Genomic DNA, 19,932 nt, shown 5'->3' on the forward strand with positions numbered 1-19,932 from the left:
TACGCGGTTCACCTTACGCGGTTCGTTAGTCCCACCTTACGCCGTCCGTTGGTTCCACAACTTCCGCGTCACCTGCAACAACACCACCCCACTCACGACAAACACTCCCGTCAGCAACCACGCATCGTTCAACCGCGACGCATCACCCGGCGCATACAGGAAGTTGCCGATCGCAAACAGCGAGCTCCAGATCACCAGACAGCCCGACACCCAACCGGCAAACGCCAGCCCAATGCGGTTCTCCTCGGCTACTTCGCTGTCACTCACACCAGCCTCGGCACGGATCGCTGCCCAGCCCGGACCCACCGGCTTCACCTTCTGCACGAAGGACACAAGCGTTGCCCGCTCCGTCGTCGGGCCGACAAACGCCGTGATCAGCCAGGCCGCCGTCGTGATGCCCACCTGGACGATGGTCGTAATCGCAAAGCCCGCATCTGGCATCAGCTTGGGCACCAGCAGCGAGGTCAGCAGCGAGACCACCATGGCCACGATCTCGCACCATGCCGACACGCGCCACCAGAACCAGCGCGCGATGTACAGCAGGCCCGTACCCGCACCAATCGACAGCAACACCTGAAACGCCTGCTGCGCCGAACTCATGGTCAGACTCAGCAGCGCGGCCACCACATACAGCAGCACCGTCGAAAGTCGGCCCGCGTTCACGTAGTGCGCTTCCGTCGCGTCGGTCTTGATGAAGCGGCGATAGAAGTCGTGCACCAGATACGACGACCCCCAATTGAGGTGTGTGAGAATGGTGGACGAGTTGGCCGCAATGAGTCCGCCGATCATGAGCCCCACAAAGCCGACCGGCAGAAACTTGAGCATGGCCGGGAAGGCCGAGTCATGGCCGATGAGTGTCGCGTCGGCCTGCGGAAAGGCCGCCTGGATGGACGCGAGATCGGGATAGACGATGATGGAGCAGAGCGCCGTGATGATCCACGGCCAGGGCCGCAGCACGTAGTGCGCGATGTTGAAGAACAACGTACCGCCCAGCGAATCCTTTTCCGACTTGGAGGCGAGCATGCGCTGCGCGATGTACGAGCCGCCGCCGGGCTCAGCGCCCGGATACCAGTTGGCCCACCACGAAATGGCGATGGGCAGAATGAAGATCATCAGCGCCAGCTCGGAGAGTCCGAAATTGGGCATGATGTCGAGGATGGGCTGGCCCGTGCCGTCGGACAGCGACATGACCGGCTGCGCATCGCCGGCGCCCTGCACCACCTGCTGCGTGGACAGGCGCGACACCAGCTCCTTGAGGCCCACCCAGGCACTGGCTTCACCTGTCAGCCGACGTGCGACTTCGACCAGCGAGAACCACGCCGCCGCGAACACGGCCGTCATCTTGATGAAGAACTGAATCATGTCGATGACGAGCACGCCCCAAAGACCCGAGTGCGCCGCAAACACCACGTTGAGCAGGCCGGTGATGATGATCGTCTGCCACGCCGGCATGCCAAAGAGGATGTTGGCGATCTTGCAGGCGGCCAGCGTCACCATGCCCATGATGAAGCAATTGAAGAAGAGGCCGAGGTACACGGCGCGGAACCCGCGCACCACACTGGCCTCTCGGCCTGAGTAGCGCAGTTCATAAAACTCGAGGTCCGTCAGCACGCCCGACCGGCGCCAGAGCCGAGCAAAGAAGAACACGGTCGCCACACCCGTGAGCACAAAGGCCCACCACTGCCAGTTGCCAGCCACGCCGTAGCGGCGCACCTGCTCCGTCACCCAGTTCGGGGTGTCAGACGAGAACGTGGTGGCCACCATGGAGAGGCCGGCCAGCCACCACGGCACCGAACGGCCGGAGGCAAAGAACTCCGAGGTGCTGGAGCCCGAGCGCTTGGCCAGGAAGAGGGCGGGGACGAAGCAGACCAAGATGGACGCAGCGACAATGACCCAGTCGATCCAGGAGATGTTCATGCGCGGGGGTGGGGGCGCGGGGAGAGTGCGGGGGTACGTGGGCGGAATGTGGGGGGTGGGCCAGCCTGTGGCAACGCGTCTCGAACCACAAGCGCCTCGGCCCAGTACACGGTCACAGACTCAACGCCAGGCAAACAGTGTGAGACTCAGGGCCCGGACCGTGACCAAAACGTCCGAATATTCACTTCAGGACTCTCAAGTCCGACTGTGCGGCACCCGACCTTTGAGAACATCGGGCGTGGACGGGGACCGAAGACGGCTCTGTCCGCCCGCTTCCGTAGTCGCTGTCCAATGCCTCTCGACACCACAACGCGAATGCTGGCCCCCTTCCTCGATCGGCTCACCGACGAGGAGCTTGATGCCATTCCCTATGGCGTCGTCCGTCTCGACAAGTCTGGCCAGGTCCTGTCCTGCAATCAGGCCGAGGCCGACAATGCCGGCCTCACGGGCCGTCCGCTCGGGCGCCACTTCTTCACCGAGGTGTACCCCAGCGCCAATGTCCCCGAGTTTCACGACCGGGTCATGGAAGGCGTGCAGCACGGCCGACTCGACGCGACATTCGGCTTCACGTTCAGCTGCGACATCATGCCTCGTCGCGTGCTCGTGCGCGCCTACTATGCCGGGCGTACCGACAGCGTATGGCTGTTTTTCGCCAAGCCCGACGGGTCGCCCTTCGATCTCAGCCCTGCTCAGACCCCGAGCATCCGCCCGACGCCATCGCACGGCATCGATTTGCGGACGACGCGCGTCGCGTAGCGGACGCGCTCAGTGCGGCCCCGCCGAACCCGGCGAGGGCCGCACCACGCCGCGCATCCAGTCGAGTCTCAGCTCCACCCAGCCGCCACGCTGCACGTACGCCGCCCGGACGCGGTGGCGTATTGGCTTTCCTGCAGCAGTAGCTCCAGTCACACGCCACGTCGCATAGGCCGGGCGCGACTCGTGCGGCGACCAGTCGTCGATGACCAGCGAGTCGTTGACCCATACGCGCAGCGCATCATCACTGATGGCACGTAGTGTATGCACACCCGCATCGAGCCACACCTCACCCTCGGCCAGCATCAGAAAGTTGCTGGCAGGAATGCCCGCCTCACGCGGGCGCGACCAGAGCCAGTCCAGTCGCGCCAGGTCACGCGACCATCCGGGTGACGCCTGCGTCAACTGCGCCATGGCGTCAGCACGCTCGGGCGGATTAAGACTGTCGGCAAAGGGCATGACACGCGCCTGCCAGTGCTGACGCGGCTCGTCCACTCCAAAGCCAAAACGCACCGGTACGCCCGCCGCGCGCTTGACGCCCCGCGCACTCGTCGTGGCTCCGCCCACGTAGCGCAGTTGCACGTCCCACTGATGCAGACTGTCGGCATGCAGCGTGACACGCAGCGTGTCGCCCGTACGCCCCGCACGCGCCGAGAGCACACGAACACCACGGCTGCCCACCAGCGTCCAGCGACCCGGAGGGCCCAACACCCGCAGGCGCAGCGTGGGGCCGCGCGTGCTGTCCAACGGCCAGAGCTTGGGCGACTGCCAATCATACGGGCCCCACTCGTCGACCACGATGGCACTGCGATCGCGCATGGCGTTGACGGACTCCGGCCAGCGCGCGGGCGCATTGGCAATGCGTGGCACGCGCCACCAGGCCGTCGTGGGCACGATGCGCGAGGGATCGCAGGGTGCAGTCGATGTATCGCGCAGCACATTGCGACTGCTGTCCGTCACCTGCGTGTTGGCCACACGCCACGGCGTGGCAACACGCGCAAACGAGTTCTCGACGATACGCCAATCGCGACTCCGCGTATCGCGAAACTTCGGATACCCCCAGTCACTCGGCGCAATGCTGTCCGCCCACAGGCGAATGCCCGTGCTGTCACCCGCGAAGCGATTGCCGCCGATGAGATTGTCCTGTCCATGTTCAATGGCCACCGCAATACGATTGTCGGCAAAGCAGTTGCCCACGATGCGACTCCCGAAGCTGTAGCCACCCCAGAGGCCGTGCGTGCTGCCGACGACGCGGTTGCCGATGAACTGATTGCGACTGAAGGTGGCTTCGAGTCCGTTGGTCGGCGCGTACGACACGTCGTTCATCAGGAACAGATTGTCGTTCGAGCCCCCCTGCCCCGTGTCCATGGTGTGCTGACCGGCCCAGAGGAACACCCCATCACCACTGTGTGTCATGCTGTTGTACGCCACCACATTGTGCGAGCACTGCTCGAACAGCAGCAGCGCCGCCGAGTCCTGTCCGCGCTGGTAGAACCCCAGCGAGGAGCCGCGCACGTTGTAGTCGAGGCGATTGTTCACGATGACGTGCCAGCTCGCCCGGTAGAGACCGATGCCCAGTCCCGAATTGTACGAGAAGTTGTTGTCGCGAATGTCCAGCGAATCGCTGTGACTGAGCAGCAAACCGTTCATGGATTGCCGTACCGTGTTGCCCTGCACCCGACCACCACGAATGTCCCGCAAGTGCAGACCGGCGCCAAAGCGTCGCCACTCGTCGGCCTCGTTCTTGTGAAACGACAACCAGTCCACAAGGCTCTCGTGCTCCACGCTACTGAACAGGCGCGGCTTCCAGGAATGACTGAAATCATTCCGCTCGAGCACAAGGTTGCGCACACCGGTGGCCAGCACGCCCCAGCGGTAGCCGCGCGCACTGAGGCCACGAATGGTGATGTCAGAGCCGCCGTCGACGCGGATGGCGGTCCCCACGGCGGCATCGGCTGCGCTGTCGGCAGGCTGTCCCACAAAGGTCACACCGCGCAAGTCCACCACGATGTGCTGTCCACGTACCGTGAGGAGCGCCGAATCGGGATGGGCCTTGGCCCGCAGGGCATAGGTGCCGGGCGCAATGCGCACCGAGCGCGTGATGACCATGCCCGCGGTTGGCCGGACCACGGGGAACGGCTGAGCGAGCGCAGGTGTCATCGGCGCGAGCATGGTGCCCGCAGTCATCAGCGCGATCAGCGATGGGAGCCAACGCATCATTGCCCCTGCCACAACCAGCGCGGCACACGCGCGCAGTAGGCGGCGTAGGCCTCTGGAAATTTCTGCAGGAGGTGCCGCTCTTCCTTGCGGATCACGAAGCGCCAGAGCAGAACGTGCACAGCCGGCAGCAGCACGAGCGCCGTCCACGACCTGAGCAGCAACGCCACCCCAAGGTAGAACAGTGTCATGCCCACATACATGGGATTGCGCGTAAACGCAAACGGCCCGGTGTCCACCACCAGCTTGGCGGCGCGATTGGGATACACCGCGGTGCGAAATCGATTGAAGGTGCGAATGCCCCACAGTACGAGCGCAAAGCCACCCAGTGCCATCAGCCCGCCGGGCACCGCCAGCCAAGACTGGTCGGGCAGTCGTGGCGTGTGCAACAGCCGATCAATGCCCCATGCCAGCAGCAACGGCAGGGTGAACAGCAGCGGTGGGGGAAACTTGACATCAGGTCCAGGGTCGCGGACACGCGGTGCCCCGGAAGCCGAGGGTGTGGGCGCAGTCATGCTGCAATTGTAGCGCCGGATGCGCCGTTCTGTCTCAGCGCGGCAACACCGTGCAACGCCATGCAACGGCCCGCTCTCAATTGCGCAACGCCTGGCCTCTCACACGGCCGCCGACTCGCGCAGAGGCCGCCGCCGCGCGACATTCGGGCATGGACCGTCGCCTCTTCGTCTCCGATCTCGCGGGCTACGCCGCCCTCTGCGCCGTGGTGCCCAACATCTGGCGCGTCACGAGCCGCCCCACGTTCACCGAGTATCCCTTTGCGCTCGGCGTGGCCTCAGGTGACCCTACGCCTACTGGTGGCGTACTCTGGACGCGCCTCGCGCCCCGGCCCTTCGAGCCCGACGGTGGCATGGACGGTACCCGCACCACGGTGGACTGGGAAGTGGCCGACGACGAACAGTTCAGCAAGGTCGTGAAGCGCGGCCGCGCCGTGGCGGCCCCCGAGTTGTCCTTCAGCGTTCACGTGGACGTGGACGGACTCGCGCCCGATCGCTGGTACTTCTATCGCTTCACCAGCGGCCCCGCCGTGAGCCCCGTGGGCCGCTTCCGCACCACGCCGGCCGACGGCGCCACCACACCGCTGGCCATGGCCTTTGCCAGCTGCCAGCACTGGGAGCAGGGGTACTTCACCGCGCTCGATCATCTCGCGAAGGAAGAGATCGATCTCGCCTTTCACCTCGGCGACTACATCTACGAATACGCCGGCAATCGCAAGGCCGTGCGTGTACACCATGGTCTCGAAATTCGCACCATCGACGATTACCGGCGGCGATACGCGCAGTACAAGTCCGATCCCATGCTGCAGCGCGCGCACGAACGCTGCCCGTGGATGGTGACCTGGGACGATCACGAAGTGGACAACAATTATGCGGGTCTCGTGGGTGAGAATCGCATGGAGTCGGACGAGCAGATGCGCAACCGCCGGGCGGCCGCGTATCAGGCTTGGTGGGAGCATCAGCCGGTGCGCGTGCCGCGCGTGCAATCGTGGGCTGATCTCACGATCACGCGGCGCGTGAGCTGGGGGCAGCTCGCCAACTTCTGGATGCTCGATACCCGGCAGTATCGCAGTGATCAGGCCTGTGGTGACGGCACGCAGGCGGCCTGCGACGAGTGGAAGGATCCCTCGCGCACCCTGCTGGGCACGACGCAGGAGCAGTGGCTGTTGAATGGCCTCACGACCAGCGCACGCTGGCAGGTGCTGGCGCAGCAGATCATGATGGCACCGTACGATGCCGCGCCGGGTCCCGAGATGCGCACCAGCATGGACCAGTGGGGTGGCTATCCCGCCGCGCGTGACCGTCTGCTCGGCGAAATCGCGAAACGCGCGCCCAATCGCACCGTGGTACTGACCGGTGACATTCACACGAATTGGGTCAACGAGCTGCACAGCGACTTCGCGCGGCCCGACCGGCCCACGGTGGCCGCGGAGTTCGTGGCCACCAGCATTTCGTCGGGCGGCGACGGCGCCGACGTGCCACCGGCGCGGCTGTCCACCATGCAGGGTGACAACCCGCATCTCAAGTGGTTCCAGAATCGCCGCGGCTATGTGCGCTGCCGCGTGGACGCCAGCACCTGGACGGCCGACTACCGCAGCGTGCCCTTCGTGGAGAAGCCGGGCGCGGATGTGGCCACGGCCTCGTCGTGGCGCGTGGAGCACGGCAAGGCGGGCATCGTCAAGACAGGGTGATGACGACTGGTGCTACATCTACAAGTTGTCCACGGTAGCGGTGAGTAAGGTCACAGCGATCTGAGTGCCTGTACAAGGAGCTGTCTTGACATTTGATCGACACAGGATGATGCTGTGATTGACGGCAACATTGCCGGCAACATTGCCGGCAATTGCGCCGGCGACCTGTACCACATGGAGTTGCCCGTGCGATTGAAGTTCTCGAAGGGTCTCAGTGTTCTTGCCGCTGCCGTTGCGATTGTGTCCATCGCAGCATGCCAGTCAGGCGATCCTGTCTCCGCATCATCCGGAGTTGAAGTAAGTGCCGGCCCGGCGACATCAAAGCTCTCCGGAAAGAAGCTGCCAACAAAGAATCGTTGGAGTGTTCAGAGCAGCAGCCTGAGCGACGAGCCTCCCGTTCTCCTCGAGTACGAGATTCCGGAGGAAGTCTACTATGGTGGGGAGACGCCGCCCGCTGGTTTTGATTCTGCCGCAGCGCACGCAATGCGCGATGACAACTTGCCCTTGGTGCAAGCCGTATCGGACAACTACGAACTGGAAGTTGTCGATGGCTCCGACCCTCGATCGGAACACATCAAGCAAGCGTGCCAAGGCGAGAATGCGGCGTACCTTGCTGCAGTCGGCTCCTTCGTTGGCTCTTCAATCTGGACAATAGGAGCAGCGGCGTTCGGAAACGTTGGAGCTGCGTGGCTTGGACTCAAGGGATCTCTCGCGACGCTGACGGCCGTCAACGTCGCACGAGCAGTATACAACGGCTGCGCTTACCGTGAAGGGAGAGCGTGGGACGATTCTCACTAGCGCGAACCAACAATGCCTTACGGCGCACTCATCTCAATCCTGTTCATGTTTGCTGCCTTGATGGTGGGGAGAAAGCTGATCACCCTTCCACCTGAACAGACGGCCAATCGCCCTCGCTTCATGGCGCGCGTTTTGCTGTCGCTCGGTCTGTTGGTTGGGGCGTCGCTCCCAGGGGCCGGAGGGGCGACATGGCAAGCGTGGACATGCGGCGCGCTGATCGCGGGTGCGATGCTTGCGTGGCTCGTAGGCGCATTCGTGAAACGCTCTTCGCCCTAGCCAAGAGCAACCGGAAGGCAACGCAGCATCTTCTACGCCGGTGGTACGGAGGTGAGATCAGAACACCGACTCACGTCCGCGCCACCGGCGGCATGATGCTCGAGAACTCGCGTGTCGGCATGCGCGCGCCGCCACGCAGCATCTGAATGACATCGTCGGCGCGATCGTCCTCGCAGCCCGCGCTGCGGAGGCTGTGGTAGGCCATGCTGAAGGCCAACTCGCGCTCGCCCATGAGCGCCTTGCTCACGCCCAGCTCTTCGAAGAGCTGCTGCTCCACATCGGCGTGTGTGCGCACCACGATGTCGATGTCGGGGTTCACGGCGCGTACCAACTCAATGATGCGCCGCGCGTGATACGGGTCGGGTGAGGCCACCACCAGCAGCCGCGCCGTGCGCGGGTGGGCGTGCTCGAGAATGCCGGGGCGCGTCGCGTCTCCGTACACGGCCGTTACGCCCAGGGTGCGCATGGCGTCCACCACGCGGCGGTCGCTTTCCACCGCCACAAACGGAATACCCACACGCTGGAAGGCCTCACCGATAGTGCGGCCCACGCGGCCGTAGCCCACGAGAATCACGTGCCCGATGGGCATGGCTTCCCAGAGATCGGTGGCAATGAGCCGCGGCGCCTTCTGCCGCTCCAGTCGGTCGAGCAACGCCGGATAGCGCGACACCCGCGCAATCACCCACTCGGCGCCCATGAACAGCAGCGGATTGAGCACGATGGTGACCAGCGCCGCGGCCAGCACCAAGCTGCGTGCCTCCTCGCTCAGCACGCCGAGTGACACGCCAAGGCCGGCCATGATGAAGGAGAACTCGCCGATCTGCCCAAGCGCCGCACCCAGACGCAGCGACGCGCCAAAGGGATGACGCAGCAGAATCATGAGCCCAGCCGACCAGAGCGCGTTGCCCAGGTAGATGACACCCACCGTGGCCGCCAGCTTGCCCGGCTGCTCCACGAGGATTTGTGGATCGAGCAGCATACCGGTGGACACGAAGAACAGCACGGCAAAGGCATCCTGCATGGGCAGGGCGTCGGCACCGGCGCGGTACGAGAGGTCGCTCTCGCTGATCACGACACCGGCCACAAAGGCACCCAGCGCAAACGACACGCCAAACACTGCCGCCGCGCCCATGGCCACACCCAGCGACACCGCAAGCACGGCCAGCGTGAACAGCTCCCGCGAGCCCGTGCGGGCCACGTGTGTGAGCAGCCAGGGCACCGCGCGCCGCCCCACCATGGCCATGAGCACGATGAAGGCCACCACTTTCACGACGGTGAGACCGATGACCTGCACGAGGTCCATGGTGCTGCCACCAGCACCGTCGCCGCTCATGGCGCCCAGCACGGCGGGCAGCAGCACCAGCGCAAAGACCACACCGAGGTCTTCGACGATCAGCCAGCCCACGGCAATGCGTCCGTCGATGGAATCAAGCATGCCACGGTCTTCAAGTACACGCAGCACCACGACCGTGGACGCGACAAAGAGACAAAGCCCAAACACAATGGACGCACTCGGTGACCAGCCCCACCAGAGAGCGAGCCCGGTGCCCAGCGTAAGGGCCATGGCCATCTGCAGCACGGCACCCGGCACCACAATGCGCTGCACCTTCTTGAGATCACCCGGCGAAAAATGCAGACCGACACCGAACATCAGCAGAATCACACCGATCTCGGCCAGCTGCTGCGCGAGCGACACATCGGCAATGAAACCGGGCGACTGCGGCCCGATGAGAATGCCGGCCACGAGATATCCCACCAGCGGCGGCAACTTGACCTTGGTGGCCAGAAAGCCGAGCAGGAAGGCGGCCCCGAAGGCGCCGGCCAGGGTCAGCAGAAGTCCGGTTTCCGCGTGCATGACGGAAAAACTAACGGCCCGGCATCAGCGGAACGGGTACGCGAAAGGCGAATAGGGCCATGAGCGCGATATTGGCGACCAGCAGGATCAGCGCGGTAGGGATCTGCGCCTTGATCACGGCGTGGCGGTCTTCGAGCTCGAGCAACGCGGCTGGCACGATGTTGTAATTGGCCGCCATGGGGGTCATGAGCGTTCCGCAGAAACCCGACAGCATACCGATGGCCGTGACGATCACCACGTCGCCACCATACTGCTGCACCACCAGCGGCAGGCCGATGCCTGCGGTCATGACGGGGAAGGCGGCAAAGGCGTTGCCCATGACCATCGTGAAGAGCGCCATGCCCACGCCGTAGGCGGTCACGGCAGCCAGCGGGGAGCCCAGTGGCAGATACGTCGTGGCCAGCGTGGACACGGCCTGCCCCACGCCGGCCGCAGCAAACACCGCGCCCAGCGCAGCGAGCGCCTGTGGAAGGACGGCCGCCCAACCCACGCTGTCCAGCAGGCGACGCGCCTCCACTACCGGCGCGCTGGCCGTTGGACGAATGACGAGCAACGCCGTCAGCAGGCCGAGCACCGTGGCCAGGCCGAGGGCCACCTGCGTGACCTGCGCGGCGGGAATGAGCGGGGCGCCATTCACCATGAGCCCTTTGAGCAGCACACTGCCGGCGTAGGTGGCGACGGGCACGACGAGCACGGGCGCGAACAGGCGATGGCGCAGGCGCAGCGCGGACTCGGCGCGGGCCGCGGCGGTGGACGATTCGCGGGTACCCTGACCAAGCCCCGCTGACGCGGTGGCCACCATGGCCAGCATGATCACGCCACTCAGCGCATGCGGCAGATGTGAGCCAGCCAGAAACAGCAGCGCCCAGAGCGCCCAGAACAGCGTGCTGCGCCAGCGCCGCGGATTGCTGGTGTCGCGTGCGCTCACCACCGTCACGCCGCTCAGCATGGCGCCCATGAGCAGATACACACTCTCGAGCGTGATCATGCGTCGCGCTCTGCTGTGTCACCGGATGCATCGGCGCGCGATGTGTCGCGGAGTGTGCGGTCGAACCACAGCAGACGCGCACCGTGCACGGCAAAGGCAACGAGCGCTGTGGGAATGGCCCAACGCGCCAGATCGAGTGGCTCCACGATGATACCATTCTGCTCGAGGAATCCGCGAATGAGCAGAATGGAGCCGATGGCCACGAAAACATCTTCGCCAAAGAACATTCCGACATTGTCCGCGCTGGCCGCCATGGCGCGAATGCGATCGCGCGCGTTGGTGCTGAGTGGTACGGACGACGATTGCTGTTGATCGCGCTGCTGCTCCGCCGCCGCTTCGGCCATGGGCGCGACCAGCGGCCGCACCATCTGCGCGTGTCCGCCAAGCGACACCAGCCCCAGCGCCGACGTGGCCTGACGCAGCGCGAGATACACGAGCATGACACGCCCGGCGGTGGCCGCACGAATCTGCCCGATGGCGGCAGCGGCATGCTCGCGCAGCCCCGCGCGTTCAGCCAACCCGATGACCGGCAGCGCCAGCCACACGATGGCAATGTACCGACTCTCGACAAAGGCTTTGCCGAAGAGCGTGATGACCTCAATGAACGCTTGACCGCTGGCCAGTCCCGTGGCGAGACCGGCCAGCGTCACCACCAGCAGGGCGTTCAGCCGGAGCGCAAAGCCGGCCACGACGATGAGGATTCCGATGAGGGGCAGCATGGCCCCCACGTTACCGCGTGGCGTCGCCGCTGACCATGTCCACGGCTCGCTCCGAAGCCCAGAACATGGCCAGCACCACTGTCAGACGCCGGACATCACCCGGGGCCGCCGCCGATCTCGGCGAACACCGTGGCCATGAAGGCGAACATGGCCGGGTCGGGGGTGTTGGCGTGTGCGGCGTTGATGACCTCGTGCTGCTCGTCGTACATGCGTCGCACGCTGGCCGCGATGGCGTGATCACCGCCGGTGAATGCCTCCACAAGGGACTTCCAGCGCCGCGCCAGCGCCTGCAGGTCGGGGTCAGTTGGTGGCGTGCCGCGGGCCATGTGCTCCCGTACCGCCGGGATGACCTCGCCCCACGCGGCTTCGACATCGCGAATGGCCTGCTCGCCGAGCATGGCACCACGCGCCTTGATGGCGTCCTGCTGTTCAGGGGTGAAGTACTGCTCCATCATGAGTGTAGCCTCGATGATGCGGCACAGGTCACCAACCGGTGCCAGCGCCGCGGTCTCCAGATGACGGGCCAGACGCTGCAGACGCACCGCCAGCGCCTGCTGCTCGGCAATGCGCTGTTCGAGCTGTTCGAGATGCAGCGCGATGACCCGCTGGGCGGACACCTGCCGACTGCTCAGCAGATGCCGGATCTCCTCCAGAGGGAATCCCACGGCGCGCAGCGACTGGATCTGTTGCAGACGCTGGACGTCATGTGCGTCGTACAGCCGATGGCCGGAAGGCGTGCGCGCTGACGGCGAGAGCAGACCGATCTCGTCGTAGTGATGCAGCGTACGCACCGTGAGCCCGGTGGCACTCGCCAACGCGCCCACCTTGAATGGCGGCTGTAGTTCGGACATGGAGACGGGAATGGAGGACCGATGTCGACGCAGGCCCAGGGTGAGGCGTTCGACGAGTGTAGCCTCGGACCTCACGCGGCGTGAGGTGCAAGGGGTACCCGCGCGCGCTAGCTTTCAGGATGCACAGCCTCCCACGCCGTTCACGCCCTCAGGCGGCGCTCGCCCTGCTCACGAGCCTCGTCGCCCTGTCTGCCACACCCGCGCACGCCCAGAAGGCCGCCGCGCCGCGTCCGTCGCCGCTTGCGCAGGCCGTGGAGCAACGGCTGCCGCAGATCATGCCCAAGGTGATTGCCTGGCGACGTGATCTGCATGAGCATCCCGAGCTGTCCGGACAGGAAGTACGCACGTCCCGCCTCGTGGCCGAGCACCTGCGGGCGCTGGGTATGGAGGTGCGGACGGGAGTGGGTGGCCATGGCGTGGTGGGCCTGCTCAAGGGTGGAAAGCCCGGCCCCGTGGTGGCGCTGCGCGCGGACATGGACGGTCTGCCGGTGGAAGAGCTGGTGGACCTGCCCTTCCGCTCACGCGTGAAGGGCGAGTATCGCGGCCAGCCCGTGGGTGTGATGCATGCCTGCGGCCACGACATGCACGTGGCCATGCTCATGGGCGCCGCTGAGATTCTCGCCGGCCTCAAGGCGCAGCTGCCGGGCACCGTCAAGTTCATCTTCCAGCCGGCCGAAGAAGGCCTGCCCGACGGCGGCACGGGCGCCAAGCTCATGCTCGCTGACGGTGTGCTGGAGAGCCCGAAAGTCGATGCCATTTTCGGCCTGCACGTGGGCAATGCGCCGCTGGGCTCCATTCGCTATCGCCCCGGGCCGGCCATGGCCGCCAGCAACAACCTCACCATCGTCGTGCAGGGCAAGCAGGCACACGGTGCCATGCCCTGGGCCGGTGTCGATCCCATCGTGGTTGGCTCGCAGATCGTCACCGGACTGCAGGCCATCATCTCGCGTCAGACGGATATCAGCACGGTGCCGGCCATCATCACCATCGGCGCGTTTCAGGGAGGGGTGCGCAGCAACATCATCCCCGACAGCGTGGTCATGCTGGGCACCATCCGCACCTTCGATCTCGCCATCCGCAAGGACATCTTCGAGCGGGTGACGCGCACGGCCGAGGCCATTGCGGCTGGCGCGGGCGCGCGCGCGCTCGTGCGCATCGACAGTGGCAATCTCGTCACGCGCAACGACAGCGCGCTGACGCTGCACATGGTGCCCACGCTGCAGCGCGCCGCAGGTGCAGCCGGTGCGGAAATCGCCGCATTGTGGACCGCGTCCGAAGACTTCTCGTGGTTCCAGGACCAGGTGCCGGGCCTCTTCTTCAACGTGGGGATCACCCCGCGTGACAAGGACTGGCGCACGGCGCCCAGCAATCATTCGCCGCTGTTCTTTGCCGACGAAGGCGCATTACCCACCGGCGTACGCGCACTGGCCGGCGCGGCCGTGGACTATCTCACCAATCCCCTCAAGACCCGCTGATGCGCTTTCTCTCTACCCTTCGTGTTGCCACGCTGCTGGGTGTGGCGCTCTTCACTACCGCCTGTGCCTCCGGCGGCGCGCGCGTGAGCGCCTCCCCCTCGTCGCCGGCGGCGCTCCGCATCTATCACGTGAAGAGCAAGCAGTTCGTGCCGTTCAACCAGTTTGCCGCGGACATCGCCGCTTACGACATCGTGTTCTTCGGCGAACAGCACGATGATCCGGCCACGCACGCCGCCGAGCATGCGGTGTTGGCGGCGCTGGGCAACAAGCGGCCCCACGTGGTGCTGTCGCTCGAAATGTTTGAGCGCGATGTGCAGCCGCTGCTCGACCAATACCTCGCCGGCACCATCTCCGAGGCCAACTTCCTGGCCGGTTCGCGGCCCTGGGATCGCTACGCCACCGACTATCGCCCCATGGTGGAACTCGCGCGTGTGCGCGGATGGCCAGTGGTGGCCAGCAATGTGCCGCGCCGCCTGGCCAGTGCCGTGGGCCGCGCGGGTCTGGCTCTCCTGGACACGATCAATCGAGGTGACCGCCGGTACATGGCGGCCGAGCACTCCTGCCCGAAGGACAAGTATTACACGAACTTCGTCGCGGCCATGGGTGGACACGGCCCCGGTGGCGCCTCGTCGTCCTCATCGATGGCGGACCGCTTCTACGAAGCGCAGTGCGCAAAAGACGAAGCCATGGCCGAAGCGCTGGTGGCCGCGTGGCGCGCCGCGCCAGCCGGCAGCATTGCGCTGCACGTGGACGGTGCCTTTCACAGCGACTACGGACTCGGCACCGCCGAGCGTGCACGTCGTCGCGCACCGAATGCCAAGACGGTGGTGCTGACCGCGGTGCCAACCAAGGATCTCGCGCGACCGGATGTCGCCGCGCATGCCGACAAGGCGGAATATCTGCTCTTCACGCGCGCGCCGCTTTGACTGACGAACGGCGTCAGGTGTGACCGCGTAAGGGGAACCGCGGGAAGGAACGGCACGCGGTTTTACTGCGAACGGCGTAAGGTGGGGCGCGTAAGGTGACGGGCGGTAAGCGACAGCACGCGAGACTGCGCTACCGCGTCCTCGTGTGCGGTCCCTTCCCGCAGTGCGACCTTACGCCGTCCCACCTTACGCAGTCCGCCGTGAACCGCCCGCGGTTCCTTCCCGCAGTACGTCCTTACGCAGTCCCACCTTACGCAGTTCATTGGTCATAGCCGCGCTCAACCAGGAACTCCCGCACCTTGGCTTGATCCCGCTCCACTTCCAGCGACCCGGGACGCAGGCCCGTGCGAATGAGCAAGCCCCGACCCACCGTCGACGCCACCACAAACGCGTCCGTGGTAATGCATACCACTTCGGCCGTCTCCGACAGCTGTCCCGGGTGACCGGAAAAATGCATCGTCGCCTGTTCACTCATCCCCTCGGCGCGCACCGTGCCCGGCGCCTCGCTCCAGGTGACACCCGTGAACAGCACGATGTCATTGTTGCCGCTGATGAAATCTTCGGCCGGCACGCCATACACGCCGGGTGAGCTGGCCACTTCGGCGCTCAGGCGGTAGGCGTCGAACAGCCCTTCCACGTCGGCGGTGTCCACCGACACCCGCACCGCGGCGCCGGTTTGCAGAATGATGGTGACGTCGTGTTCGGCCACCGACAGACCGCGCCAGGCGCCGCGCAGTGTGCGCAGAGCCGCCATGGTATCGTCTGTGGCTTGAAAGCGGTATTCACGCACGGAGTCTGTTACCCGAAAGAAGACCCCGGAAATCTATCGCCCTCGCGAACCAACCAGACGTCGTCTACGCGCTCACTCGGCGCGGCGCAGACGATAGCGGTGCCGGAACGTGAATGGCTCGCCCGCCTTGCGGGCCTCCTGCGTGACTTCCACGGCGCCGGGCGTCACTTCAATGGTCTCGCGAATGCGCGCCGGTTTGGCGTCGGCCGTACCGTCCGCCTCGAGCACCAGACGCAGCGGCGCCGTGCCGCCACCACTCTGCGACACCACGACATACGCCTCGCGGCGGCGATGCTCGTCGATCTCCCACTCCGCGAGTGTGAGCGTCTTGTTGAAGTGCAGATGCCGCTCATTCGTTACGCCGCGGCCGAACACGTCGCGGTACCGGAACTGCAGACTGAGCCCATCCCGATCGGGCGCCGGGCGCACCAGCACCTCCGTGGGTACCTCGTCAGGATCCACGGCATCCGCGCCCGTCGCCTGCACCTCGAGCGTCCCCCGCCACTTGCCAATCAACCCGCTGTACACCCGGTCCCGGTCAGGCTGGTCCGCCTGACGGGACGACAGCCGCATGCACCCGGCCATTGGCAGCGCCAGGAACAGGAACACCAGCAGCAGGGATGAGGAGTTGGCAGGTCGGGCGGTCATACGGGGAGGCTGGGGTCATTTCGTATGACGCGAGCAGGGACGAAAAGGTTGTAAGGCCGCCTGATCCCGGTACGACTTCCATACAAAAAACGGCCGCCGGATCACCCGGAAACCCGGGCCATCCGGCGGCCGTCACATCAGACCTTAACGGCGCTCGAGGTCGTCGAGCTCCTCAAAGAACCCGAAGGCGCTGCCACCCGCGGCCCCCACGTTCTCCACGCGCAACATCTGCTTCTCGACGGTATTGCCGATGCGCAGCACCACGGCGTAGTCGCCCGTGGTGGCGCTGCCGCCGCCACCAAAGCCGCCGAAGCCACGGCCGCCACCGCCCGACGGATAGAGGCCGATCAGGTCGAACACGCGCCGCACCTTGGGATCACGAACGGCCGCCTGCAGGCGCTGCGCCTGCGCACGCGGATCCTCGCCGCCGGCAGCCGCCGCCGTCATGCCACGCGCCGCCGAGGGCAGCAGTTCGGCCGGACGATCGCACCAGGTCTCCCACTGCGTCATCGGCCGTTCACAGCCGGCGGGGACACGTCCACTGCCGCCCCCGCCACCGCCACCACCGCCGCCAAACTGGAAGTTGCCGGTCTGCGGCGTGAGCAGCTGCCGCGCCATGGCCAGCGAGGCGGAGTCGTACTTGGCCTTGGTGAGCGAATCGAACACCGCCGGCATGCGCACGGCCCGCAGAATGCTGTCACGCTTCTCGCTGGGCGAGAGCGTGCGCGGCCGCGGACGCGCGGTCAGGCCGTAATTCCATGTGACCGTGTGCAGACCCACACCGCCCGGACCGGTGATGGTGCTCACCGTGTCACCCAGCGCATTCACGATGCTGATGCGCGCCGGCGAGCCGGCCGTCGTGACCCGGTACGAAATCGACGCGCCGTACGCCGGATTGCGCGTGGCAAAGAACGCCTGCGCGTTGCCGTTGCCACTCGCACCACGCAGTGGCACCTCGCCCCACTGGAAGGCCGTCTTGGGCGCAAACAGATGCACCGGCTTGGCCGCGACCGTCTTCGCCATCTGCTGCAGCGGCGCGACGTCCACAATCCAGAAGCCGCGGCCGTGCGTGGCCGCAATCAGCTCGCGGTCGCGCGGATGCACCTGCAGGTCGTAGACCGGCACGCTGGGCAGATTGGCGGCGAACTTGCTCCACGTCGCGCCACGGTCGATGGACGCGTACACGCTGAGTGACGTGCCCACGTACAGCACATCGGCGTTGGTGGGATCTTCACGCACGACATGCAGGTAGTCGCCCGGTCCGCCAACCGGCAGGTTGTTCACCAGCGAGCTGAACGTCTTGCCACCATCGCGCGACACATACAGATAGGGCTTGAAGTCGCCCCACCGATGATTGTCGAAGGCCACGTACACCGTGTTGGTGTCGAAGTGCGAGGCTTCGATGCGCGTGACGTACACTTCGCCGCCGTTCGGCAGTCCGGGAATGCGCGGCGCCAGATTCTCCCAGGTGGCGCCGTCGTTGGACGACTTCCACACGTTGCCGTCGTCGGTGCCGGCGTACAGCAGGCCGGCCCGTGCCGGGCTCTCCTCCAGCGCTACCACCGTGCCATACGTCTCGGCGCCCGTGGCGTCGAGCGTGATGCCACCCGTCAGACGCAGCGCCGTGTCCAGCTTGGCCGACAGCTGCTTGGACAAGTCGGGCGAGATGATGCGCAGCTCCTCACCACGCTTGGTGCTCTTGAGCACCTTGTTGCCGGCGAAGTAGATGACGCTCGGGTTGTGCGGGGAGATGAAAAACGGCGAGTTCCAGTTGTAGCGCAGCGCCAGTTCGCTCGAGTCGCGCTGCTGCTGCACACGCAGCGCGGCAATGGCGGCCGACTGCGCCTTGGTGGCCGGCTTGAGCGGATCACCACGCACGATGGCGATGGAGTCCTCCCACTCGCGGTATCGCGACTGCCAGTTGGGCTTCTGGAACGGATAGCGCTCGCCCGTCTTGAGATTGACGCGCGACACATTGCCACCCTGCGACTCACCGTACACGATGTTGGGGTCGCTCGGGTCCATGGCCGCATAGAACCCGTCACCGCCGGCAATGGTGAACCAGTAGCCGGAGCTGGTAAGCGGATTGCGCAGACGGCTCGGGCCGCACCAGGTGCCGTTGTCCTGCGCACCGCCACAGATGTTGTACGGCACGCTCATGTCGTACGCCACTTCGTAGAACTGCGCGATGGGCAGGTTCTGCAACTGCTGGAAGGTGCCACCCGCATCGTAGGTGATGGCCACACCACCGTCGTTGGCCAGGAACCAGCGCTTCGGGTCCTTGGGGTCGATCCAGATGCCGTGATCGTCCACGTGCACGGCCTGCGCGATGTCACGCGAGGTCTTGCCGCCGTCTTCCGAGAGCTGCAACTGCGTGCTCGAGAAATACACCCGGTCCGGATTGGTCGGATCGCTGCGCACCTGCGAGTAGTAGAACGGACGCACGTTGATGTTGTTCATCTGCGTCCACGTCGTGCCGCCATCCGTGCTCTTCCAGAGACCGTTCAGCTTGGGACTGCGCTCACCCACAATGGGCCCCGTGCTGTTCTCGGCGGCTTCGACCATCATGTACATGACGTTCGGATTGACCGCGTTAATGTCGAGGCTCATGCGACCCTTGAAGCCCGACGGGAAGCCGCCACCCTTCACTTCCGCCCACGTCGTGCCACCGTCCGTGCTCTTCCACAAAGCCGAGCCCGGGCCGCCGCTGAACAGCGAGTACGGCGTGCGCCGACGCTCCCAGCTCGTCGCGAACACGATGTCCGGATTCTTCGGATGAATGGCGACATCCACGAAGCCCGCCTTGTCGCTGACGAACTTCACCAGCTCCCAGGTCGCTCCGCCGTCCTTGGTGCGGTAGAGACCGCGCTCGGGATTGGCGCGCCAGGTCGCACCCAGCGCCGCCACGAACACCACGTTGGGATTCGTGGGATGCACGGCAATGCGGCCCACCGCCTCGGTCTTCTCGAGGCCCATGAGCTTCCACGTGATGCCGCCGTCGGTGCTCTTGTACACACCGCCACCCGGATCGATGGAGTTGCGCGAGTTGGGCTCGCCGGTGCCGGCCCACACCTGCTGCGTGTCACTCGGGGCAATGGCCAGCATGCCCATCGAAATGACATTCTTGTCGTCGAATACCGGACGCCACGTGGTGCCGTTGTTGGTACTCTTCCAGATACCACCGGCTGCAGCGGCCACGAACACCGTCTTCGACGGCGACGGGATGCCCACGACGTCGGACAGGCGCCCCATGAAGGTGGCAGGACCCACCGTGCGCCAGCGCATGCCGGCCACCGTGGCTGAGTCGAGCGCCTGGCCCATCAACTGGGCTGGCGCCGCGGCAACGCCGGCCGCCGCCGCACCGGCCAACACGGCTCGGCGTAAATCCCACACGCGGGCGAAGTTTCGGGATCGGGACATGATCTCGGGTGAGGAGGGATATTGTGGAGGGGCGGGAGCGTTACGCCTGCAGGGCTCCCACAGGGAATCGGCCAGCGGCCGACCCCAGTGCAAGAA

General features: G+C 65.6%; 15 protein-coding genes. 5 read left to right on the top strand and 10 right to left on the bottom strand.

The genetic code is table 11. The features are described from left to right. Positions 1-36: 36 nt before the first annotated feature. The gene (locus B2747_RS12875) at positions 37-1,917 is read right to left on the bottom strand and encodes a sodium:solute symporter family protein (protein WP_291161511.1); all 1,881 of its coding nucleotides are present in this window, start codon (positions 1,915-1,917) and stop codon (positions 37-39) included. Between the two features lie 291 nt (positions 1,918-2,208). Between B2747_RS12875 and B2747_RS12880 the strand changes: the two genes are divergently transcribed. Then, entirely contained in the window at positions 2,209-2,673 is a 465-nt protein-coding gene (locus B2747_RS12880; protein ID WP_291161513.1) for a PAS domain-containing protein, read from the top strand. A gap of 9 nt (positions 2,674-2,682) precedes the next feature. Here B2747_RS12880 and B2747_RS12885 read toward each other — a convergent pair whose 3' ends face one another. Together B2747_RS12885 and B2747_RS12890 are read right to left on the bottom strand one after the other, a co-directional pair. After that, the gene (locus tag B2747_RS12885) at positions 2,683-4,857 is read right to left on the bottom strand and encodes a NosD domain-containing protein (RefSeq protein WP_291161515.1); all 2,175 of its coding nucleotides are present in this window, start codon (positions 4,855-4,857) and stop codon (positions 2,683-2,685) included. A 29-nt stretch (positions 4,858-4,886) separates the two neighbouring features. Next, the gene (locus B2747_RS12890) at positions 4,887-5,402 is read right to left on the bottom strand and encodes a methyltransferase family protein (RefSeq protein ID WP_291161518.1); all 516 of its coding nucleotides are present in this window, start codon (positions 5,400-5,402) and stop codon (positions 4,887-4,889) included. 149 nt (positions 5,403-5,551) lie between these two features. On the opposite strand from B2747_RS12890, the gene B2747_RS12895 reads away from it, so the two are divergent. Both B2747_RS12895 and B2747_RS12900 read left to right on the top strand, forming a co-directional pair. After that, a complete protein-coding gene (locus tag B2747_RS12895; protein WP_291161520.1) occupies positions 5,552-7,090 on the top strand; it encodes an alkaline phosphatase D family protein in 1,539 nt (512 codons plus the stop codon). Between the two features lie 114 nt (positions 7,091-7,204). Further along, entirely contained in the window at positions 7,205-7,888 is a 684-nt protein-coding gene (locus B2747_RS12900) for a hypothetical protein (protein WP_291161522.1), read from the top strand. Between the two features lie 346 nt (positions 7,889-8,234). Here B2747_RS12900 and B2747_RS12905 read toward each other — a convergent pair whose 3' ends face one another. From B2747_RS12905 to B2747_RS12920, 4 genes are all read right to left on the bottom strand, one after another. Then, positions 8,235-10,019, bottom strand: coding sequence for a cation:proton antiporter (locus B2747_RS12905; RefSeq protein WP_291161524.1), 1,785 nt, complete (start codon positions 10,017-10,019; stop codon positions 8,235-8,237). Between the two features lie 10 nt (positions 10,020-10,029). Further along, complete coding sequence (locus B2747_RS12910) at positions 10,030-11,007, bottom strand: DUF979 domain-containing protein (RefSeq protein WP_291161526.1); 978 nt, start codon at positions 11,005-11,007, stop codon at positions 10,030-10,032. Then, positions 11,004-11,726 (bottom strand): DUF969 domain-containing protein, encoded by a 723-nt coding sequence (locus B2747_RS12915; protein ID WP_291161528.1) that lies wholly within the window; start codon positions 11,724-11,726, stop codon positions 11,004-11,006. The genes B2747_RS12910 and B2747_RS12915 overlap by 4 nt, the downstream gene beginning before the upstream one ends. 95 nt (positions 11,727-11,821) lie before the next feature. Next, the gene (locus B2747_RS12920; RefSeq protein ID WP_291161530.1) at positions 11,822-12,577 is read right to left on the bottom strand and encodes a MerR family transcriptional regulator; all 756 of its coding nucleotides are present in this window, start codon (positions 12,575-12,577) and stop codon (positions 11,822-11,824) included. Positions 12,578-12,696: 119 nt separating this feature from the next. Between B2747_RS12920 and B2747_RS12925 the strand changes: the two genes are divergently transcribed. Beyond that, positions 12,697-14,052, top strand: a complete 1,356-nt coding sequence (locus B2747_RS12925; protein WP_291161533.1) for an amidohydrolase — start codon at positions 12,697-12,699, stop codon at positions 14,050-14,052. Then, on the top strand, positions 14,052-14,978 hold the full coding sequence (locus tag B2747_RS12930) for a ChaN family lipoprotein (protein ID WP_291161536.1): 927 nt from the start codon (positions 14,052-14,054) through the stop codon (positions 14,976-14,978). The genes B2747_RS12925 and B2747_RS12930 overlap by 1 nt, the downstream gene beginning before the upstream one ends. A 259-nt stretch (positions 14,979-15,237) precedes the next feature. Here the strand turns inward: B2747_RS12930 and B2747_RS12935 are convergent, their stop codons facing one another. The 3 genes from B2747_RS12935 to B2747_RS12945 all read right to left on the bottom strand — a co-directional run bounded on the left by B2747_RS12935 (position 15,238) and on the right by B2747_RS12945 (position 19,836). After that, positions 15,238-15,732: a hypothetical protein gene (locus B2747_RS12935; RefSeq protein ID WP_291161539.1), complete on the bottom strand. Its 495-nt coding sequence runs from the start codon at positions 15,730-15,732 to the stop codon at positions 15,238-15,240. Between the two features lie 108 nt (positions 15,733-15,840). Beyond that, positions 15,841-16,416, bottom strand: a complete 576-nt coding sequence (locus tag B2747_RS12940; protein WP_291161541.1) for a hypothetical protein — start codon at positions 16,414-16,416, stop codon at positions 15,841-15,843. 144 nt (positions 16,417-16,560) lie between these two features. Continuing rightward, positions 16,561-19,836 (bottom strand): WD40/YVTN/BNR-like repeat-containing protein, encoded by a 3,276-nt coding sequence (locus B2747_RS12945; RefSeq protein WP_291161544.1) that lies wholly within the window; start codon positions 19,834-19,836, stop codon positions 16,561-16,563. Between the last annotated feature and the right edge of the window lie 96 nt (positions 19,837-19,932).

The organism is Gemmatimonas sp. UBA7669, from assembly GCF_002483225.1.
Classification (GTDB): Bacteria; Gemmatimonadota; Gemmatimonadetes; order Gemmatimonadales; family Gemmatimonadaceae; genus Gemmatimonas.

Coding starts and splice junctions, on each gene's coding strand:
- B2747_RS12875 (WP_291161511.1), bottom strand. CDS start 1,917: ATGAACATCTCCTGGATCGACTGGGTCATTGTCGCTGCGTCCATCTTG.
- B2747_RS12880 (WP_291161513.1), top strand. CDS start 2,209: ATGCCTCTCGACACCACAACGCGAATGCTGGCCCCCTTCCTCGATCGG.
- B2747_RS12885 (WP_291161515.1), bottom strand. CDS start 4,857: ATGACTGCGGGCACCATGCTCGCGCCGATGACACCTGCGCTCGCTCAG.
- B2747_RS12890 (WP_291161518.1), bottom strand. CDS start 5,402: ATGACTGCGCCCACACCCTCGGCTTCCGGGGCACCGCGTGTCCGCGAC.
- B2747_RS12895 (WP_291161520.1), top strand. CDS start 5,552: ATGGACCGTCGCCTCTTCGTCTCCGATCTCGCGGGCTACGCCGCCCTC.
- B2747_RS12905 (WP_291161524.1), bottom strand. CDS start 10,019: ATGCACGCGGAAACCGGACTTCTGCTGACCCTGGCCGGCGCCTTCGGG.
- B2747_RS12910 (WP_291161526.1), bottom strand. CDS start 11,007: ATGATCACGCTCGAGAGTGTGTATCTGCTCATGGGCGCCATGCTGAGC.
- B2747_RS12915 (WP_291161528.1), bottom strand. CDS start 11,726: ATGCTGCCCCTCATCGGAATCCTCATCGTCGTGGCCGGCTTTGCGCTC.
- B2747_RS12920 (WP_291161530.1), bottom strand. CDS start 12,577: ATGTCCGAACTACAGCCGCCATTCAAGGTGGGCGCGTTGGCGAGTGCC.
- B2747_RS12925 (WP_291161533.1), top strand. CDS start 12,697: ATGCACAGCCTCCCACGCCGTTCACGCCCTCAGGCGGCGCTCGCCCTG.
- B2747_RS12930 (WP_291161536.1), top strand. CDS start 14,052: ATGCGCTTTCTCTCTACCCTTCGTGTTGCCACGCTGCTGGGTGTGGCG.
- B2747_RS12935 (WP_291161539.1), bottom strand. CDS start 15,732: ATGGCGGCTCTGCGCACACTGCGCGGCGCCTGGCGCGGTCTGTCGGTG.
- B2747_RS12940 (WP_291161541.1), bottom strand. CDS start 16,416: ATGACCGCCCGACCTGCCAACTCCTCATCCCTGCTGCTGGTGTTCCTG.
- B2747_RS12945 (WP_291161544.1), bottom strand. CDS start 19,836: ATGTCCCGATCCCGAAACTTCGCCCGCGTGTGGGATTTACGCCGAGCC.